We start from the raw sequence: 16,868 nt of genomic DNA, 5'->3' as shown, positions 1-16,868 counted from the left end.
AGGGGAGCTGATGCTCCCCCTTTTTGGTTTCTATGATTTTTGCTGTTTTGAGCCAGTGTTTTAAGTTAGCTCACCGCTCTTACTTTACCTTGTTTGAGGTCTGAAAGAACCTGTGCTTTAGGACCGTCGGCAATGATGCAGCCTTTCTCCATCACAATCACTCGATCGACAATGTCCAACATCGACGTTTTGTGTGTGATCAGAATTAACGTCTCGCTTGGAAGCAATTGGTTAAGCTGGTGCTTGATGTGCATCTCTGAACGGTTATCCATAGCACTGGTCGGTTCATCCATCAATAGCACTGGCGGACGGCCTAGGAAGGCTCTGGCAATGGCAATTGACTGGCGTTGACCACCAGACAGCAAAGCACCACCTTCACCCACTTGGCGTTCTAAACCTGCCGGATCTTGCTGAGTAAACGCGGTAACGCCAGCACGGTTAGCTGCATCCATCACATCACGGTCGTCCACCAAAGGGCGACCTAAAGTAATGTTGTCTCTTACCGAACCGTAGAACAGGTTACTGTCTTGCGGCACACAGCCTATATTGCGTCGTACGTCGACATGATGCAGTTGTTCCATATCGGTGTCATCAATGCGTACGTGGCCTTCTGTGGGCTTGTACAGGCCCATAATCAGGCGCTCTAGAGTCGTTTTACCTGAACCAATTCGGCCGATGATCGCCACCTTTTCACCAGGTTTAATATGCAGCGTTAAGTCTCTGATAGAAGCGACTGGTGAATCAGGGTAGTGGAACGTCACTTTATCTAGCGCGATATGACCTTGAATAATCGGACGGTGGATGTAGCGCTTACCTTCTTCCTGTTCATCCGGCATCGACATGACTTGCTCAATCAACGTCATCGATGATTTTGCTTGGTTGTAACGAGTCGAAAGTAGCGACAGCTGAACAAGAGGACCAATAGCTCGGCCACTCAACATGGTCGCAGCGATCAAGCCACCCATCGTCAGTTCACCTTCCGCAATTAAGTACACACCAAAAATGATCATACCTACGTTAGTACTTTGCTGAACAAAGCCGGCGGTGTTTTGGATGCTGTCTGTGATGCGTCGGCTTTTGATATTCCAATTCGCCATGTGAGCAACGGCTTCTTCCCAACGGAATTGGAATTGGCTTTGCGCGCTGAACAGTTTAACGGTTTCTAACCCAGCCAAACTCTCGATCAAGTTTGCGTATTTTTGAGATGCAAGGCGAGAGCCTTCTTCAATAGCACGGCGCAGTGGACCTTGGATTAATAATGCATAGATGATCAGAACGACCACGCCAGCAATGGGAACGAACACAAGGTTTCCGGCCATTAACCAAATTAGCGCTAAGAACATCAGTGCGAAGGGTAAGTCGATCAGCGAGCCAATGGTTGCAGAGGTAAAGAATTCTCGAATGGATTCGAACTCTTGCAAGTTTTTAGCGAAAGCACCGACCGAAGCTGGTTTTGCTTCCATACGAATACCTAGCACTTTACTGAACAGCTTAGAGGAAATGAGAATATCGGATTTCTTACCGGCAACGTCAATGAAGTAGCTTCGCATCAGCTTTAACAACAGATCGAAGAGGAAGACGACAAAGATACCACTCGCCAATACCCATAAGGTTTCAAATGCAAGGTTAGGGACGACTTTGTCGTAAACCAAGCGAGTGAACATGGGCGCGGCAATTGCGAATATGTTGATCAGAATGGAGGCAATCAACACATCTCGGTAAATGTTTTTAGATTCCCAAATGGTGCTCCAAAACCAATGACCTTTGCGTGTTTTTAGAACCTCTGGTGAACGTTCATCATAGCGGAACTGTTTCTTTACCAAGAAGTAGCGGCCAATAAACTGTTCTTTCAGTTCATCGACGGGAATGACAATTGGTACCATTCCGCTTTCCGCAGTGATGATCTCGGCTTCTTGTTTTTCTAAATCGATACTATTAAGAACACATGCCTCGCCTTGTTTAAGCAGTAAAACCGCAGGCAGAATAAGGTGAGGGATGCTTTCTAGGTCGGAACGGTTTTCTTTCGCCACTAACCCCGCTCGTTCAGCGGAACGAGGGAATAGGAAAGGGGTTAGCTTTCCATCGGATAGTGGTAGCCCATTGATCAACGCTTCGGGCGAGTTAGCTAACCCGTAATACCGGCTAACGTAGATCAGTGAGTTCAATAGTGGATCTTGCATGTGATATAACCCTTACAACTATTTATCAACAATGAAGCCTTGGAACACTTCTACGTAGTTATCAGACAGGATATCTAGCTGAGTCTGTGTTTCTATTCGAGACGCAATGGTGGTTACGCCTAGGTTGTGAGCGGTTCTAGAGATCGACGTTAAGGTGAATTTCTGTTTTTCGTCATCAAGGTTATGTGTGAATAGGTAATCTAGCTTCACATAACTTGGACGGTATTCGTTAATGTAATCCAACGATTGGAAGTTACGCCCATAGTTATCGACACCAAACACCGCTTCAGCGTTGCGAATAGTGTTACACAAGAGTGCTGTGTAGTGTGGAACGTTGATGAAGCAGTTTTCTGGAATCTCAAAGTGCAACTGATGAGCGATTGAAGCATTTTGTTCAAGCGTCTTACCGATCCAACGGATGAAGCTTGGTTGAGAAATACTGCTTGGTGAAATATTGATAGCGACAGGGCTGGTTACTTCTTTTGCATTAAGCTTTTCTATCATTTTCTCGATAACGTATTGGTCGAGAATGTGGCTCATTTCAAGCTGCTCTAGCGCGTATAGGTATTGGTTAGCACCGTAACGCACACCGTCTTTCTCAATCGCAGAGAACACCTCTTGGTGGTATGTTTTACCGAAGGCGTTGTTTGCAGCTTGCAAACGGAAGGTGACTAGGTCGTTGATGATCGCTTCTTCAACCAACATACGCCATTGCTGCTTACCCATTACCGCACCGTGGTCGTCAGCGGTTACGTAGCCGTAAGCAAGCTCGCGGTTCGCTTTAGCACTTGAAAGTGCGTTATCCACCAACGACATGATTTCGGTACTGGTTTTACGCGTGTTGCTGTAGGTCACACCCAGTGCAATGTGTGGGTTCGCCATACCTGTTGGGTCTGAACCTAGGCTCTGGATACAGTTCACGATGCTGCTTGCGACAAGTTTCAGTTCGCTCTCATCAATGTTTGGCATGATGAAACCGAACTCGTCACTAGAAATACGAGCGATGGTGATATCTGGTGATGAGATTGAAGCTTGCAGCTGTTCTGCCAGTTGATGAACCAAGGCATCACCTTCTTGGTAGCCTTTTTCATCGTACTCTTCACTAATAAACTCGGCTTTAAGTACCGCTAAACCACCCAAGCTCGACTCTTCTAACCATTGAGTTAACTGAGACATGTAGTAAGCACGGTTACCTAGCTGAGATACAGGGTCGATATATGCTCTTTCCCGTAACTTCTGAGCTTCTTTCGCTTGGTTCTTAAATGCCAGCTCAACTTGAGTCGACATGTGGTTGATACCATCGACAACTAAGGTCAGATCTTTTGTCTTTGGACGAGCCAGTGGTTCGCCAAACTGATTCTTGGCGATCTGATCCATCTTTGTAATGATCAACGTGAGAGGGCGTAAAGCGCGCTTAAGGATCCAAGAGATAGACACCAAACCGAGTAAGAAGATCGTGCCAAAGATACTCAGTAAGCGGATGAATGCTTGCCAAAGTTGATCGTAGGCAGGACCTGGGTGACTTACGATCTCTACTTCAGCCAGTTGCATCCAGCCACTGGTGATTACACGGCGGTCATGAACAGGCTCGAACAGGTTTAGGTTGGTAAACCACTCTGGTACTCCAGTTGGCTTTACAGGGTATGAGCGGAGAATGTCTTCACCGTTGTCGAGAAATATTAATCGCACGACGGAGTAAGAACTGCCATCAAACAGGGCGTTGATAACAGACTCCACTGCCACCTTGTCCTTTTCTTCTAGGTAAGGGGCGAGAGCCAGTCCAACAGTATTAATGGTATTACTTACCTCAGAGCGTTGCTGCTCCTCTAAGTATCCACGGGTGGTATTGAATTCGATCATAAAAACTGACGTCATCAGCAGTATGAACACTGCAACCATCCCGACCACAAGCTGTTTATATAAAGTCATTGTACCTACTCATCGTAATTGATAATGGGTTTGTTTAATTTTAGAGAGCGCTCACGTGAACGTAAGTCGTTCCATAAGCTCAATCTTGAAGATTTTCCTGCTAACTTGCCGCTGCCTGCTGCTGACTTGATCAACCAAAGGTTTTTACCGTTGAAACTGTAAATTGGTCGTAGATCTGGGCGTTTGGAACCGCGTTTAATTTCAGGTTTTAAGTTGTCCAAAATTAATGGATCTGCACTCGGTGTTGAGTAGTACGCCAACACCATGTGGAACTGGTTTAACTCAAGTGCTTTTACGTACACTAATCGTAATTTCTTATCTGGGACGCCCAGTTCAAGCAAAGAGAAGTATTTTGCGATAGTGAAGTCTTCACAATCACCGGCGTTGCTGCCTAAAAATTCCAGTGGTGTTGCCCAGTAGTCATTCTTTCCCCACAGTATGTTGTCATCGACAAAGTACATCTGGTTGAAGAACTGGTTCACCGACCTGAGCTTCTCTTTTTCACTTAATCCGTCGTATGACGTCATATTTGAGCGCCACGTTGCCACGCGCTTTCCGGCTCTATCGCCGTAGGTTTTGGTTACCGCATCTATCCACCGTTGGTCGCTCTTGTTGAGCGCCCCAGAGGTAAAAGAGGCGAGGACCAGCAGCAATAGCGAAATCCGAGACTTCATAGCCTCTGCTCTTGTCTATTTGCTGTGTATTGAAAGGCGTTATCAAACATCAAACGTCCTTACTCTTTTAGTGCGTTGTTTTGAGCGCTTAATAGTGGCTTCAACATGTACTCAAGCACGGTTCTTTTGCCCGTGATGATATCGACAGAGGCCGTCATACCTGGAATGATCGGCAGCTCTTCGTTCTGTCCAAAATTGTGCTTTTCGGTACGCACACGCACGATGTAGAAGCTGTTGCCTTCTTCATCTTGAGTGGTATCGGCACTGATGTGCTCAAGCACGCCTTCGAGACCACCGTATTTAGTGAAGTCATAGGCACTGAATTTAACGATGGCAGTCAATTCTGGGCGTAGGAAAGCGATATCTTGCGGGGCGATTTTCGCTTCGACCAATAGAGAGTCTTCAGTCGGTACAATCTCAACGATGTCCATACCCGGTTGGATAACGCCACCAACAGTATTAATGCCGAGTGTTTTAACGGTGCCGGTTACGGGAGAAACCACCACGGTACGGTTTACTCGGTCTTCAAGGCCAACGGCCGATTCGGTCATTGCAGAGAGCTTGTCTTGTGCTTGATTGAGTTTTTCTTGTTGTTCGGAACGGAAGTTCAGTGCGGCATCAATACGACTGAGCATAGATTCTTTGATGGCAGAACGTAGAAGGGGGACTTTGAGCTCGCTTGAGGTCATTTCTCGGCGAGTGTCGTTCACTTGTCTTTGCAGTTTAAGTAATTCAATTCGTGGTACCACCCCTTCATCGGCGAGGGGTTTGGTGATATCCAGTTCTTGGCGAGCAAACTGGTAGCTCTGTTTTAGGTTACGAACACGCGCTTTAATCTCAACTAGATCTTGTTGTTTCTGTTCAACTTGTTGATCAAAAACGGAAAGTTGGTTTCTTAGATTGTTGAGATCTTGACGATATTCTGCTTTTTGACGATTAACCAGTCGAGGTTGAAGTTCATAGAACTTAGGTGGAAAGGCAAGCTTGCCATAATCGAGAGTGACACTTTTCTTCCACTCCTTTTCAGAGAATTCTTCGTCGATGATGACACTGGTCAGGGAAGCGGAAAGCATTAACACGTTGGCGGTTAAGTTCGCGACTTGTTGTTCACGTTCGCGGAAGTCAGAACGGAATCGAGTGTCATCGATTAACAGTAGTTGTTGGCCTTTTTGAACGCGTTGGCCTTCTTTCACCAAGATCTCTTTCACCAAGCCACCTTCAAGGTTTTGCACCACTTGGATCTGAGAAGAAGGGATCACTTTGCCTTGGCCAACGGTAACTTTGTCGATCTCTGCCCAAGCAGACCATGCAATAGCAGCAATAAAAAACAGAACGATCACCCACAACATAATACGCGCACTGGTGGGCGTGTTGAGGAGCAGTGCCGCTGTTTTATCATCGACATACTCAAGCTCGGTCTCGTTCAATTTGCTGAAATTTTTCTGACTCATAACAGTCCTTGTTCGCTAAATAAAAGTGCAAGCCTATTGAGTGTATTCTTACTTCTGATAAATGTTAAGATTTTGTTCCTTTAAATCTTTGAATTTATATATTTTTTAAGACTCATCGATTCTTGAAATCCGTTTTATCGAGTTGGTGCTTTCTGAGTTTGTCATACAACGTTTTTCGCGACACCTGAAGCTCATGTTGTACTTCTTTTAAACGACCTTGGTGTCGATGTAGCGCCTCAATCAAGATAATTTGTTCAAAGCTATCGGTACGTTGGTTTAACGACTGTTGCTGCTCTTCAATGCTCATATCGAGTTCATTGTCGTCATTTTTCTCGTTAGTATCGCTGTCGAGCGACGGTTGCTTAATTTGAGTCAGCACTCTGAGTTCGGCATGTTGGCGAAGCTGGCGAATGTTCTCAGTCCAATGCGTTGCAATGAGTCGTTGAATCTCTTTTTCTGTAATAACGGGCGGCGGTAGCTGATAGCGACTTGCTGCGCCGCGAGCAAAGTGTTTGAACAAGGAGCCAATATCTTCTGTTCTTTGCGCCAAGGGTAATAAATTAAATCGGCGCAGTTCACCTATAATTGTAGTAGGAACTACTGTAGTTGCGACAATGATACAAGTTGTATTGGTCTTGCATGAGTTTTCACGAAGTAGAGTGGGTTTTAGAGCGGCTAACCATAGCCATTGTTGCGAAGTTAACGCTTCTGTTTCATGGATATAGATCGTTCCACCCTGATGCTTCAAGAACAGTTGCAAAACAAACTGATGGAATGTCGCTTCGTCACTGCGTGGCAAATTAAACGCTGCGACAGGGCAAAGCTCCGCGGTTTGATGACTGTGTAAATCATGGGTGTATTGTGCTGTGACCCTTTTCCCCGTCCCTAAATCACCAACAAATAATAGAAGTGGGTTGGTTTTGGTATCTAGGGTGATCAATTCTCGGCGTAATGCCTGCATCGATGGTGATTGCCCAATCAGTTTTGGGCCAACCTGATTCTGCATTGCCAACTCTTTACGCAGTAGGTTGTTCTCTTCAACCAGTGCGAGTTTATCTGCGGCTTTTTTTACGGCAGTGAGTAGGGCATCGACCACAAATGGTTTTTCCAGAAAATCGTAGGCGCCGGCTTTCATCGCAGATACCGCTGTTTGCACATCACCATGCCCAGTCAGCACGATGATTTGAAAGTTGGGATTCTGGCCCAACAACTTTTGCGTTAATTGAATGCCGTCCATTACAGGCATGTGGATATCGGTAATCACGATACCTGCTTGTGCGACGTCTATTTTTTTAAGCGCTTCAACGGCATTTGGGAAGCAGATAATATCGATGCCTTCAATGAGCATGGCTTGTTCTACGGAGTCTCGGATGGCGGGTTCATCGTCGACAAAATAGAGTTTAGGCATAGAGTGCAAAAGTCGAGTCCTTAGCAGTATGTGAGATTCGTTTTCTAATCAACGATAACAACGGCGTGTTAGCCCTTATGGTTATATAACGGGATGTTTAGCGAGAATACCATGCCTGAAGGCTCTAATTGGTTCGCTCTGATCGTGCCGTGATACGCTTCAATAATCCGTTTCGATATTGAAAGCCCTAGCCCTAAGCCTTCCGGTTTGGTGGTAAAAAATGGGTCGAATAGCTGTTCTAGTTTGTCATCGGGTATGCCAATTCCGTTATCCCAAATGACCAACTGACAAGAGTCATGATGCAGTTGCCATTCGATGCCTATCTGTGGGCTGACCTGTTGGTCTACGTTTTCCAGATTTTGTTGCTCCTGCAAGATTTTCTGTTCAAGCGCTTGCTGCTGAAGTGCCTGAGTCGCGTTGTGAATCAGGTTCACCAATACTTGCTCGAGTTCGGTTGGATGAATCGCAATGTTAATGTCGTCTGGCACTGTGCTTAGCCTTAGCGTGATGCCTCTCTTGATCATCACTGCGCTCAGAATACTGGTCGCGTTGTTAATCGATTGATGCAGGTTTGCCACGTGATGTTCTTGCTTGGTGACCTTGCGAGTGAAAACTTTAAGACGCGCGATGATGTCGGTAATGGTGTTATTGAGGCCAATCATTTTCTCCAGATTGCTTTTCACCAAATCGGTTCGTTCCATTTCAAGTAGCTTTAAGCTGTTTTCACTGTAGGTTCGAAGAGCAGCAAGCGGTTGGTTGATTTCGTGGTTAATGCTGGCTGACAGCTCTCCTAGTACCGCTAGTTTCGCAGTTTGGGTGAGCTCTTGTTCTGTCTGTTTCAACTTCAACTGGGACTCTTGGTATTGAAAGATGGTTTGCTGCAGTTGTTGATTGGATTGCTTCAAGTAGTGGGTACGTTTATCAACGGTTTGCTCCAGGTTTTGGTTGAGTCGGGTCAACGCCACTTTCGCGAGATAAGTCTGGCGCCACGACCAAGCGATGAGCATCACCAAGCTGTAAATCACAACGAAGATGGCATCGATCTGCAAGACTTTAATAAGCTCAGCTTTGGTCTCTTTTAGTGCGACCACTTGGTAATGATTGTTACTGACGGTTGCTGGGTAGAGATTGAAAGCCCCGAGTTTAAATAATTGGTTAGCTGTGAGCTCCTTTTGCACTCTATTTGGTTGAATATCGTTAGGATGCTCGGCGCTATTAACCTCTTGTTTAGAGTTGAAAGAGCGAAAGGCTTCAATGATCGAAATTTCGCTCTGACCGTATTGGCGTTGAAGTGCGATATCGGTCTGCTGTTGCTGAGTTAATGGCAACAAGGAATGATAAAGCCAAGGTGCTTGGCTTGAAAGAAACACCACTTGGTTCGAGTCGAGTACTACGATCTCAAAGTCGTCGCTAGTTATGATGTTTTCGAGGTTTTCTAAACTCACTTTAACGGTAATGACGCCAACAATGTCATTCTCAACATACAGCGGTGAAGATAAAAAATAACCTCGGACATTCGAGCGGGCGCCTAGGGCAACATATTGTGTGTTTTTGCCTTGAATGGCAGATGCAAAGTAGGGACGAAACCAGAAGTTCTCGCCTACAAAGGTGCGAGGATTTTGGTAATTACTGGAAGCGACCACAGTACCGCTCGGGTCATGAATATAGATAGTGTCGGCTTGGCTTTGATTCGACCATTCAAATAGTAATTGATTGAGCTGCTCAGCGGAGATCTTGTCTGTTTGTGGTGATGAGTCAAAATAAGAAAGCAGACGTGGGTCATGACTGAGTAAATCTGGGATCTGTTTGAATTTGTCCAATTCAGAGTCGATTTGTAGATTGGCTTTATTAGCCACTTCATCGAGTTGCTGAGTGACGATTTTTTCTTGGAATTGCACTGCCATAAAGTGGGTTGCGGTCAGCCCTGCAGCTCCCAATAACAATGAGAATAAAACAAAGGGCGTCATTAGGTTAGGCCGTATTTTAGTCACTCGGATCTCAGCTTGTAATCGGTTTGTATAAAGATTATCAATATGATGGATAGAGTACCGAGATCTTGTTAACACAGAGAACCTTCTGTGAGACAAAACCATGGCTTAGACTTGTGTTTCAAAGGATTACAGCGCAAAATCACAAAAAAATTGAAAGGAGCAACCAAATGGAACTGACAGATATTCGTCGCGAATACGCTAAGGGTGGATTGAGACGTAAAGACTTGGCCGCAGACCCGATTGAGCAATTCAATCTATGGCTAGAGCAAGCCATTGAAGCTAAGTTGACGGACCCTACTGCCATGACAGTTGCTACGGTTGATGAAAACGGTCAACCATTCCAACGCATTGTTCTGCTGAAGAATGTTGATAAAGACGGGTTAGTTTTTTACACCAACTTAGGTAGCCGTAAAGCGCACCAACTTGAGCACAACAGCAAAATCAGTTTGCACTTCCCTTGGCACCCACTTGAGCGACAAGTTCATATTACGGGCACGGCTGAAAAGCTGACCGCTATGGAAAATATGAAGTACTTCTCGTCACGTCCAAAAGAGAGCCAATTAGCCGCGATTGCAAGTAAGCAGAGTAGCCGCATCTCAGCTCGTGGGATTTTAGAAGGTAAGTATCTAGAGCTTAAACAGAAGTTTGCTAAAGGAGAGATTCCTGTGCCTTCTTTCTGGGGTGGTTTCCGTGTGCGTGTGGATAGCATTGAGTTTTGGCAGGGTGGTGAACACCGCTTGCACGACCGTTTCTTGTTCTCTCGCCAAGACAACAGCTGGGATATTGATCGCCTAGCGCCTTAGGCTGCTTGATCGCTTAGCTGCTTAATAGATCCAAAAATGCCGTTGATTAGACTTATGAAATCAACGGCATTTTTTTGTCTGCATTTTCAGTTGAACAGTCAATCAGTCACTGTGCAGAACAACAGAAATCTGTTTTTTGAGCAGAGTTTCGGGGATCACTGAGCCTAATCCTGAATCTAATGCATACTCTATTAACTGGCTCTTACTGCGTGCATCGAACTTCTGCTTCAACCTTGCGACATGTCCTTCGACGGTCTTGATTGAAATATTCAACGTCAACGCAATGTACTGAGGTTTCTTACCGAAAAGCAGTAAGAACAGCACCTCTGATTCTCTCGAAGTCAGCCGCTTTTTCAGTTTAGACACACGCGGCTCTGACCCCGCAAGCGATGCCTGATTGCCTTTTGTTCCGGTGGCCTGACAAACCCAATGACCAACCTCTAAGATCGCGGTGTCGGTAAGCTCTTGGCCATAAAAAATCGTGCCTTGCACCTTGTCGTCATCATCAAGCCAAGGGGTTTTGGTAAAGATATGGGCGTGCCAGCGTCCGTCTGGATAAGGGTGAATATCGAGGATCTTAAGGGTACTGCGTGTATCCATCACATGTTTGTCTTGAGCCCTGAAGTCTTTCGCACATTCGGTTGTTTGGCTCGGCATATCGAAATCGGTTAAGCCAGTGCAACTTTCACCCGGCATCAACCCAATTAATTGGTTGTAAGCGAGATTTGCGTATACAAAAACCGAGTCAGTATCTTTACAACCCCAGCAGCCTGGAAGTTGTTTGAACAAAGAATGATGTATGGAGTTGAGTTGATCTGGCAAAGTTTTATCTCGTAATTATAAGTATAACGATGATATCAGTTTATTATAGCGCTGCAATGGTAATTAGAGACCGAAATCGACACCAAAAATTGGGGTTGAATATTAGTTAAACGGATTACTGACGAACTGCTTCAATCACGCGGGATAGATAAACGAAAAGGGTGATAAACAGACAAAAAAAAGCCAGCCTGAAGAGGGGCTGGCCAAAGACAAGATATGCCTTGTCGACATGTAGAAGATTTTCAGTTTAATTCACGAGGGTCATGCAAATTAAACCGAGGCATCAGTTAGATACCCAGAGTGACTTACTACTCTGTCGATGAATCTACTCCTAGGAGTGCTTATGCATAAGGGGGGAATTCCCCTATAAACGCCGCTCAATGTGAGAATTGAGAACCTAGAGTAAATATTTTAAAACTTCAGCAAGTAATCGAACGCTTATAGCTCTCGCAATACTCGGAATCTTAGATAGTTCGCTGCGGTTGAAGGTGCTCCCATGACGCAGTTAAATTTCCGGATGACTGCTTATGAATCCCCCTAAACTCACCGGAACGATTGGTTTTACAATGGCCGTAGTTTGTGCACTCTTGATCATCTTTCCGGAGGCATGATCAAGAGGATCGTAATGATGATCATGCCTCTAGGGTAGGAAATAGCTCGGATGATCATTTACAAATTCATCTTATGAAGATTTCAGAGTATTATTCTTAGTATGTCGACCTGAATATTTTGCTGTCATGCCAAAACCTTTACCTTTTCCAAATCTAGACTTGTCCCCGCTAGGCCTTACTGGCCCTCGCCCTGCAGAGATCATTACACTGCCATCGCATATGGATTGTCATGAACACCACTATTCTCAGGTGGTGATAGGTTTAAAAGGTCAGGCGGAATTTGAAGTCAGTGGTAAAGGCAATCTGGTTGGGCCTGGACAGGGTTGTGTGGTTACCGCTAGCTCTGATCATGCTTTCGGTGGAGTCGTGGGTCAGTCGGATATCTTGGTGCTCAATATGCCAATGCCGAGTGATGATGACCCTTTGATGTTAGAGAAGATAAACCAACTGGCATCATCCAACATCTATTTCCAATTAGATGCGCAAATTCAAAAGCTTATTCACATGTTAGTGCAGGAGATGCAGGCGAGCCCTGATGATTTGTTATTGAGCCGCGCGTGCAATGACACGGTGGTTGCGCTGTTACAGAGACACATCTCGGCATTTGAAACCTCGATTAAAGATTCGCGTTTCGATCTAGAAGCGTTGGATCGCTATATCGAGCAACATTTAGCAAACAAAATCTCTGTGGCGCAATTGGCGGGCAGTGTGTTCTTGGGTGAAAGCCAGTTCCACATGCTCTTCAAAGATCAAATGGGCATTACCCCACACCAATATGTTTTAGGTAAGCGTATCGACCGCTCTCGACGCCTTATTGAACAAGGGAATCTTAGCCTTGGTCAGGTCGCTGAGTTGGCTGGTTTCTCCGGTCAATCTTCCTTTACTCACACCTTTTCTCGCCTTCAAGGCATGTCACCATCTCAATACAAAAAGCAAATTTCTGTTAAATAAAAAAACAAAACGGCATATTATTTTAAAGTTTCATATGTGACCTTGTGTTTGTTTTGTTAATAAAGCGAGTTTTTAGCAAAAAACTCGGAGTTTTTGACAAGTAATCCTTATATACTCTAAATACACTGCAGCCATTGTAGAGATCCCGGGCTAATTCCGGGTGTGAGATTAAGGAAAACGCATGTTTACAGCTACTGATGTGTTAAAGCCAGAATTCAACGAGCAGTCGCTTGCTGATCTTTGGACGCTTATCTCACCATTATATATGGTGGATGAAACCCAATGGCTAGAGCAACTTCTGCCGCTAGCTACCCCTTCTGAGTCAGAAAAGCAGCAAATTTCAGAGAAAACGACCTCGTTGATCGAAGCTATCCGTGCGGATAAGACTTCTATCCAGATGATCGATGCACTGTTGCTTGAATATAGCTTAGATACTCAAGAGGGCATCTTGCTGATGTGTCTGGCGGAAGCCTTGATGCGTATTCCTGATTCAGCAACGGCTGATGCACTGATTCGCGACAAACTCAGCGTTGCGGATTGGAAATCTCACCTAAAGAATTCTGACTCAGTGTTTGTTAACGCATCCACTTGGGGATTAATGCTAACAGGTAAGGTGGTTGGGCTTTCATCTAACGAGCAGAGTGCAGGTCAAGCGGTAAACCGTTTAGTGAACAAGCTTTCTGAGCCGGTGATTCGCAAAGCGATGCACCAAGCAATGAAGGTGATGGGTCACCAATTCGTTCTTGGCCGCAGCATTGCTGAAGCGCAAAAGAACGGTAAGTCTATGCGTGACAAAGGTTTTACCTACTCATACGACATGCTAGGTGAAGCCGCACTGACCACGGCAGACGCAAACAAATACTTCAAAGATTACCTAATGGCGATTGAAGCCGTAGGTCGAGACACATACGTATCTTCAAAATCGAGCCCTGCACCGTCTGTTTCTATCAAGCTTTCTGCGCTTCATCCACGTTACGAAGTAGCGAATGAAGAACGTGTATTGACGGAACTTTGCGACACGCTAGAGCAGCTATTGCGCCGAGCAGTAGAGCTCGATGTTGCGATTACGATTGATGCTGAAGAAGCGGATCGCCTTGAGCTATCTCTTAAACTATTCGAAAAACTGTACCGCACTGACCTTGTAAAAGGTTGGGGTAAATTTGGTCTGGTTATTCAAGCTTACTCAAAACGTGCGCTTCCGGTTCTAGTATGGCTAAACCGTCTAGCAAAAGAGCAGGGTGATTTAATCCCGCTTCGCTTGGTGAAAGGCGCGTACTGGGACAGCGAGATCAAATGGTCACAACAAGCTGGCTTTACTGATTACCCAGTTTACACACGCAAAGAAGCGACAGACGTAGCTTACCTTGCTTGTGCGCGTTACCTATTGAGTCCAAGTGTTCGTGGCAATATCTTCCCGCAGTTTGCGAGCCATAATGCTCACACCGTTTCTGCAATTGCAGTAATGACTGACCATAAAGACTTTGAATTCCAACGCTTACACGGCATGGGTGATTCTCTTTACAACCATGCAATGGAAGCTTACCAACAGTCGGTACGTATCTACGCACCTGTTGGAAGCCATAAAGACCTACTGCCATACCTAGTACGTCGCTTGCTAGAAAACGGTGCAAACAGCTCGTTTGTACACCGTCTGGTTGACGCGCGTTGCCCTGTGGCAGAGCTGACTCAACACCCTGTCGATATGCTTCTGGCATTCGATACATTGCACAACACTAAGATTCCTTTGCCACCGGCCGTATTCCCTGAGCGTAAAAACTCTTACGGTGTGAATATTGATATCGAGAGTGAAGCGCATCAGTTTGAAGCACAGGTAAAAACATTCCTTAATAATCAATGGACTGCTGGCCCTGTGATCAACGGTGAATCTTTTGCCGAAAGCATGATCAAGGCTGATCAGAACGTTGAGCAAGTAACCGCACCTTACGATCGTCGTATTCATGTGGGCAAGGTGGCTTTCGCTAACCTTGATCATGTTTCCGCAGCGATCACTGGCGCAGACGCAGCATTCGCTGATTGGAACGCAACTTCGGTTGAAACCAAAGCGGCTGCACTTAATAAGCTGGCTGACCTGATGGAAGACAACCTGGCTGAGCTGGTGGCGATTTGTCATCAAGAAGCGGGTAAGACAATTCACGATAGTGTTGATGAAGTACGTGAAGCGGTCGACTTCTGTCGTTACTACGCAAAACAAGCTGACAACCTACAAGGTTTCGAACTAAAAGGTTTTGACGGCCAAACACGAATCGCTTCTCGACAAGGTCGTGGCGTGTTCGTTTGTATCAGCCCTTGGAACTTCCCTCTGGCTATCTTCCTTGGCCAAATTACAGCAGCTTTGGTTGCAGGTAACACGGTTGTGGCGAAGCCTGCCGAGCAAACAAGCTTAATTGCTGCTCGTGCGGTTGAACTGATGAATGAAGCAGGCTTCCCTGCTGGCACGATTCAGTTACTACCAGGTCGTGGTGCTGAGATCGGCAGTGCGTTAACTAGCCATGATGCGATTGCAGGTGTTGCCTTTACGGGTTCAACACCAACGGCGCAACGTATCAACGTGTCACTGGCAAGTCGCAATGCTAAACCTGTTCCGTTTATCGCGGAAACGGGTGGTCAGAACGCAATGATCGTCGACAGTACCGCACTGCCTGAACAAGTGGTTCGTGATGTGATTCGTTCTGCGTTTGCTTCTGCAGGCCAACGTTGTTCTGCACTGCGTGTGCTTTACATCCAAGAAGACATTGCAGACCGCGTGGTTGGATTGATTCACGGTGCAATGGACGAACTGAGTGTTGGTATCCCACATCTTCATAAAACGGATGTTGGTCCGGTTATCGATCAAAATGCGAAACAGAAGTTGTTGGCTCACTTAGAAAACATGACTAATACCCAGAAGAAGGTGGCGCAACTTTCTTTAGGTTCTGATTGTAAACATGGTGACTTTGTTCCACCAAGTGCTTTTGAAATTGATGACATCAGCTGTTTGACAGAAGAACAGTTTGGCCCTGTGCTACACATCGTTCGCTTCAAGGCAAGTGAGTTAGCGCAAGTCGTAGACCAAATTAACCAAACCGGTTTTGGCTTAACCATGGGCATCCACAGCCGTAACGAAACAACTTACCGTTGGATAGAAAAACACGTTCGAGTGGGTAACTGCTACATCAACCGTGACCAAGTAGGCGCTGTTGTTGGTGTGCAACCATTTGGTGGTCAAGGTTTGTCAGGTACAGGTCCTAAAGCGGGTGGTCCTCACTACCTATATCGCTTTACTGATGTTCAGTTTTCTCAATCACAAGACAAGGCATAAGGAGCAGTATCATGGTTCATCAAGTGACAGGTTTTTCTGATGCTTTGCTAGCGTGGGAACAATGGAATCTTACCGACTTTGATCATAAGAGTGCTCAGGTACTTTCATTTAAATCAGAGATCGAAAGTCAATCTGCGCCTTTGGCAGCAGTCGCGACTTACCATCTAGAGCAAGCGTCTGCACTGCTTTCTGAACATCACCTTATGGCGGGTCTTACGGGCGAAACCAACGAGCTATATGCTGCAGGTCGTGGCGTGGCTTTGGTGATTGTTGATGATTGCGAAGAGAAAGTGCCAGCGCTGCAAACAGCAACGGCAATGATTACTGCTGCACTGTTGGCTGGTAACAGCGTTCAATTGTGCAGTGATGACGTGCAGTTCAACACCTTAATTGCTGACGCCGCGAAACAAGCGAATCTACCAACCAACCTAGTACAGGTTGCCTCGTATGACGCTGCTCAACAGCTGCTGTCTTGCGATGTACGAAGTGCGGGTTACGTGGGTAACTCACAAACAGCTCAAGCTATCAATTTACAACTTGCTAAGCGTGACGGTGCAATCGTCGGTTTAGTAGCTGAAACGGATCTAACGGCAATGAATGTTGCTAACGATCCACACCTATCGCTGCGCTTCATTACCGAGCGTACGCGAACTATAAATATAACAGCCGTGGGCGGTAACGCGACCTTGCTCGAACTTGGAAGCGAAGCTCACTAACCTTCAGTAATAC

The 16,868-nt window shown here is 45.8% G+C and carries 11 protein-coding genes; 4 read left to right on the top strand and 7 right to left on the bottom strand.

What is annotated here, in order from left to right; genetic code table 11:
* Positions 1-65: 65 nt before the first annotated feature.
* From ITG09_21875 to ITG09_21850, 6 genes are all read right to left on the bottom strand, one after another.
* On the bottom strand, positions 66-2,180 hold the full coding sequence (locus tag ITG09_21875; GenBank protein ID UPR54033.1) for a type I secretion system permease/ATPase: 2,115 nt from the start codon (positions 2,178-2,180) through the stop codon (positions 66-68).
* Between the two features lie 18 nt (positions 2,181-2,198).
* Positions 2,199-4,109, bottom strand: a complete 1,911-nt coding sequence (locus ITG09_21870; protein UPR54032.1) for an EAL domain-containing protein — start codon at positions 4,107-4,109, stop codon at positions 2,199-2,201.
* Between the two features lie 5 nt (positions 4,110-4,114).
* Positions 4,115-4,783, bottom strand: coding sequence for a transglutaminase-like cysteine peptidase (locus ITG09_21865; protein ID UPR54031.1), 669 nt, complete (start codon positions 4,781-4,783; stop codon positions 4,115-4,117).
* Between the two features lie 59 nt (positions 4,784-4,842).
* Positions 4,843-6,234 carry an HlyD family type I secretion periplasmic adaptor subunit gene (locus tag ITG09_21860; GenBank protein ID UPR54030.1) on the bottom strand — a complete coding sequence of 464 codons (1,392 nt, stop codon included), beginning with the start codon at positions 6,232-6,234 and terminating at the stop codon, positions 4,843-4,845.
* 112 nt (positions 6,235-6,346) lie between these two features.
* A complete protein-coding gene (locus tag ITG09_21855; protein ID UPR55232.1) occupies positions 6,347-7,642 on the bottom strand; it encodes a sigma-54-dependent Fis family transcriptional regulator in 1,296 nt (431 codons plus the stop codon).
* A gap of 68 nt (positions 7,643-7,710) precedes the next feature.
* On the bottom strand, positions 7,711-9,633 hold the full coding sequence (locus ITG09_21850; GenBank protein ID UPR54029.1) for a sensor histidine kinase: 1,923 nt from the start codon (positions 9,631-9,633) through the stop codon (positions 7,711-7,713).
* Positions 9,634-9,800: 167 nt separating this feature from the next.
* Between ITG09_21850 and pdxH the strand changes: the two genes are divergently transcribed.
* The gene (gene pdxH, locus ITG09_21845; protein ID UPR54028.1) at positions 9,801-10,436 is read left to right on the top strand and encodes a pyridoxamine 5'-phosphate oxidase; all 636 of its coding nucleotides are present in this window, start codon (positions 9,801-9,803) and stop codon (positions 10,434-10,436) included.
* A 102-nt stretch (positions 10,437-10,538) separates the two neighbouring features.
* Here the strand turns inward: pdxH and ITG09_21840 are convergent, their stop codons facing one another.
* The gene (locus ITG09_21840) at positions 10,539-11,258 is read right to left on the bottom strand and encodes a helix-turn-helix transcriptional regulator (GenBank protein UPR54027.1); all 720 of its coding nucleotides are present in this window, start codon (positions 11,256-11,258) and stop codon (positions 10,539-10,541) included.
* A gap of 737 nt (positions 11,259-11,995) precedes the next feature.
* Between ITG09_21840 and ITG09_21835 the strand changes: the two genes are divergently transcribed.
* The 3 genes from ITG09_21835 (at position 11,996) to ITG09_21825 (ending at position 16,855) form a co-directional block, all read left to right on the top strand.
* A complete protein-coding gene (locus ITG09_21835) occupies positions 11,996-12,820 on the top strand; it encodes an AraC family transcriptional regulator (protein ID UPR54026.1) in 825 nt (274 codons plus the stop codon).
* Between the two features lie 181 nt (positions 12,821-13,001).
* Positions 13,002-16,139: a bifunctional proline dehydrogenase/L-glutamate gamma-semialdehyde dehydrogenase PutA gene (putA, locus tag ITG09_21830; GenBank protein UPR54025.1), complete on the top strand. Its 3,138-nt coding sequence runs from the start codon at positions 13,002-13,004 to the stop codon at positions 16,137-16,139.
* Between the two features lie 11 nt (positions 16,140-16,150).
* The gene (locus ITG09_21825) at positions 16,151-16,855 is read left to right on the top strand and encodes a 1-pyrroline-5-carboxylate dehydrogenase (GenBank protein UPR54024.1); all 705 of its coding nucleotides are present in this window, start codon (positions 16,151-16,153) and stop codon (positions 16,853-16,855) included.
* The last annotated feature ends 13 nt before the right edge of the window (positions 16,856-16,868 follow it).

Origin of the sequence: Vibrio cyclitrophicus (assembly GCA_023206055.1) — a bacterium.
Taxonomy (GTDB): Bacteria; Pseudomonadota; Gammaproteobacteria; order Enterobacterales; family Vibrionaceae; genus Vibrio; species Vibrio cyclitrophicus_A.
The sequence above is the reverse complement of the archived record's forward strand: the minus strand, read 5'-3'. Positions and strand labels throughout refer to the sequence as shown.

Bases quoted from the DNA above. Each gene is read 5' to 3' on its own strand.
- ITG09_21875 (UPR54033.1), bottom strand. From the start codon at position 2,180: ATGCAAGATCCACTATTGAACTCACTGATCTACGTTAGCCGGTATTAC.
- ITG09_21870 (UPR54032.1), bottom strand. From the start codon at position 4,109: ATGACTTTATATAAACAGCTTGTGGTCGGGATGGTTGCAGTGTTCATA.
- ITG09_21865 (UPR54031.1), bottom strand. From the start codon at position 4,783: ATGAAGTCTCGGATTTCGCTATTGCTGCTGGTCCTCGCCTCTTTTACC.
- ITG09_21860 (UPR54030.1), bottom strand. From the start codon at position 6,234: ATGAGTCAGAAAAATTTCAGCAAATTGAACGAGACCGAGCTTGAGTAT.
- ITG09_21855 (UPR55232.1), bottom strand. From the start codon at position 7,642: ATGCCTAAACTCTATTTTGTCGACGATGAACCCGCCATCCGAGACTCC.
- pdxH (UPR54028.1), top strand. From the start codon at position 9,801: ATGGAACTGACAGATATTCGTCGCGAATACGCTAAGGGTGGATTGAGA.
- ITG09_21835 (UPR54026.1), top strand. From the start codon at position 11,996: ATGCCAAAACCTTTACCTTTTCCAAATCTAGACTTGTCCCCGCTAGGC.
- putA (UPR54025.1), top strand. From the start codon at position 13,002: ATGTTTACAGCTACTGATGTGTTAAAGCCAGAATTCAACGAGCAGTCG.
- ITG09_21825 (UPR54024.1), top strand. From the start codon at position 16,151: ATGGTTCATCAAGTGACAGGTTTTTCTGATGCTTTGCTAGCGTGGGAA.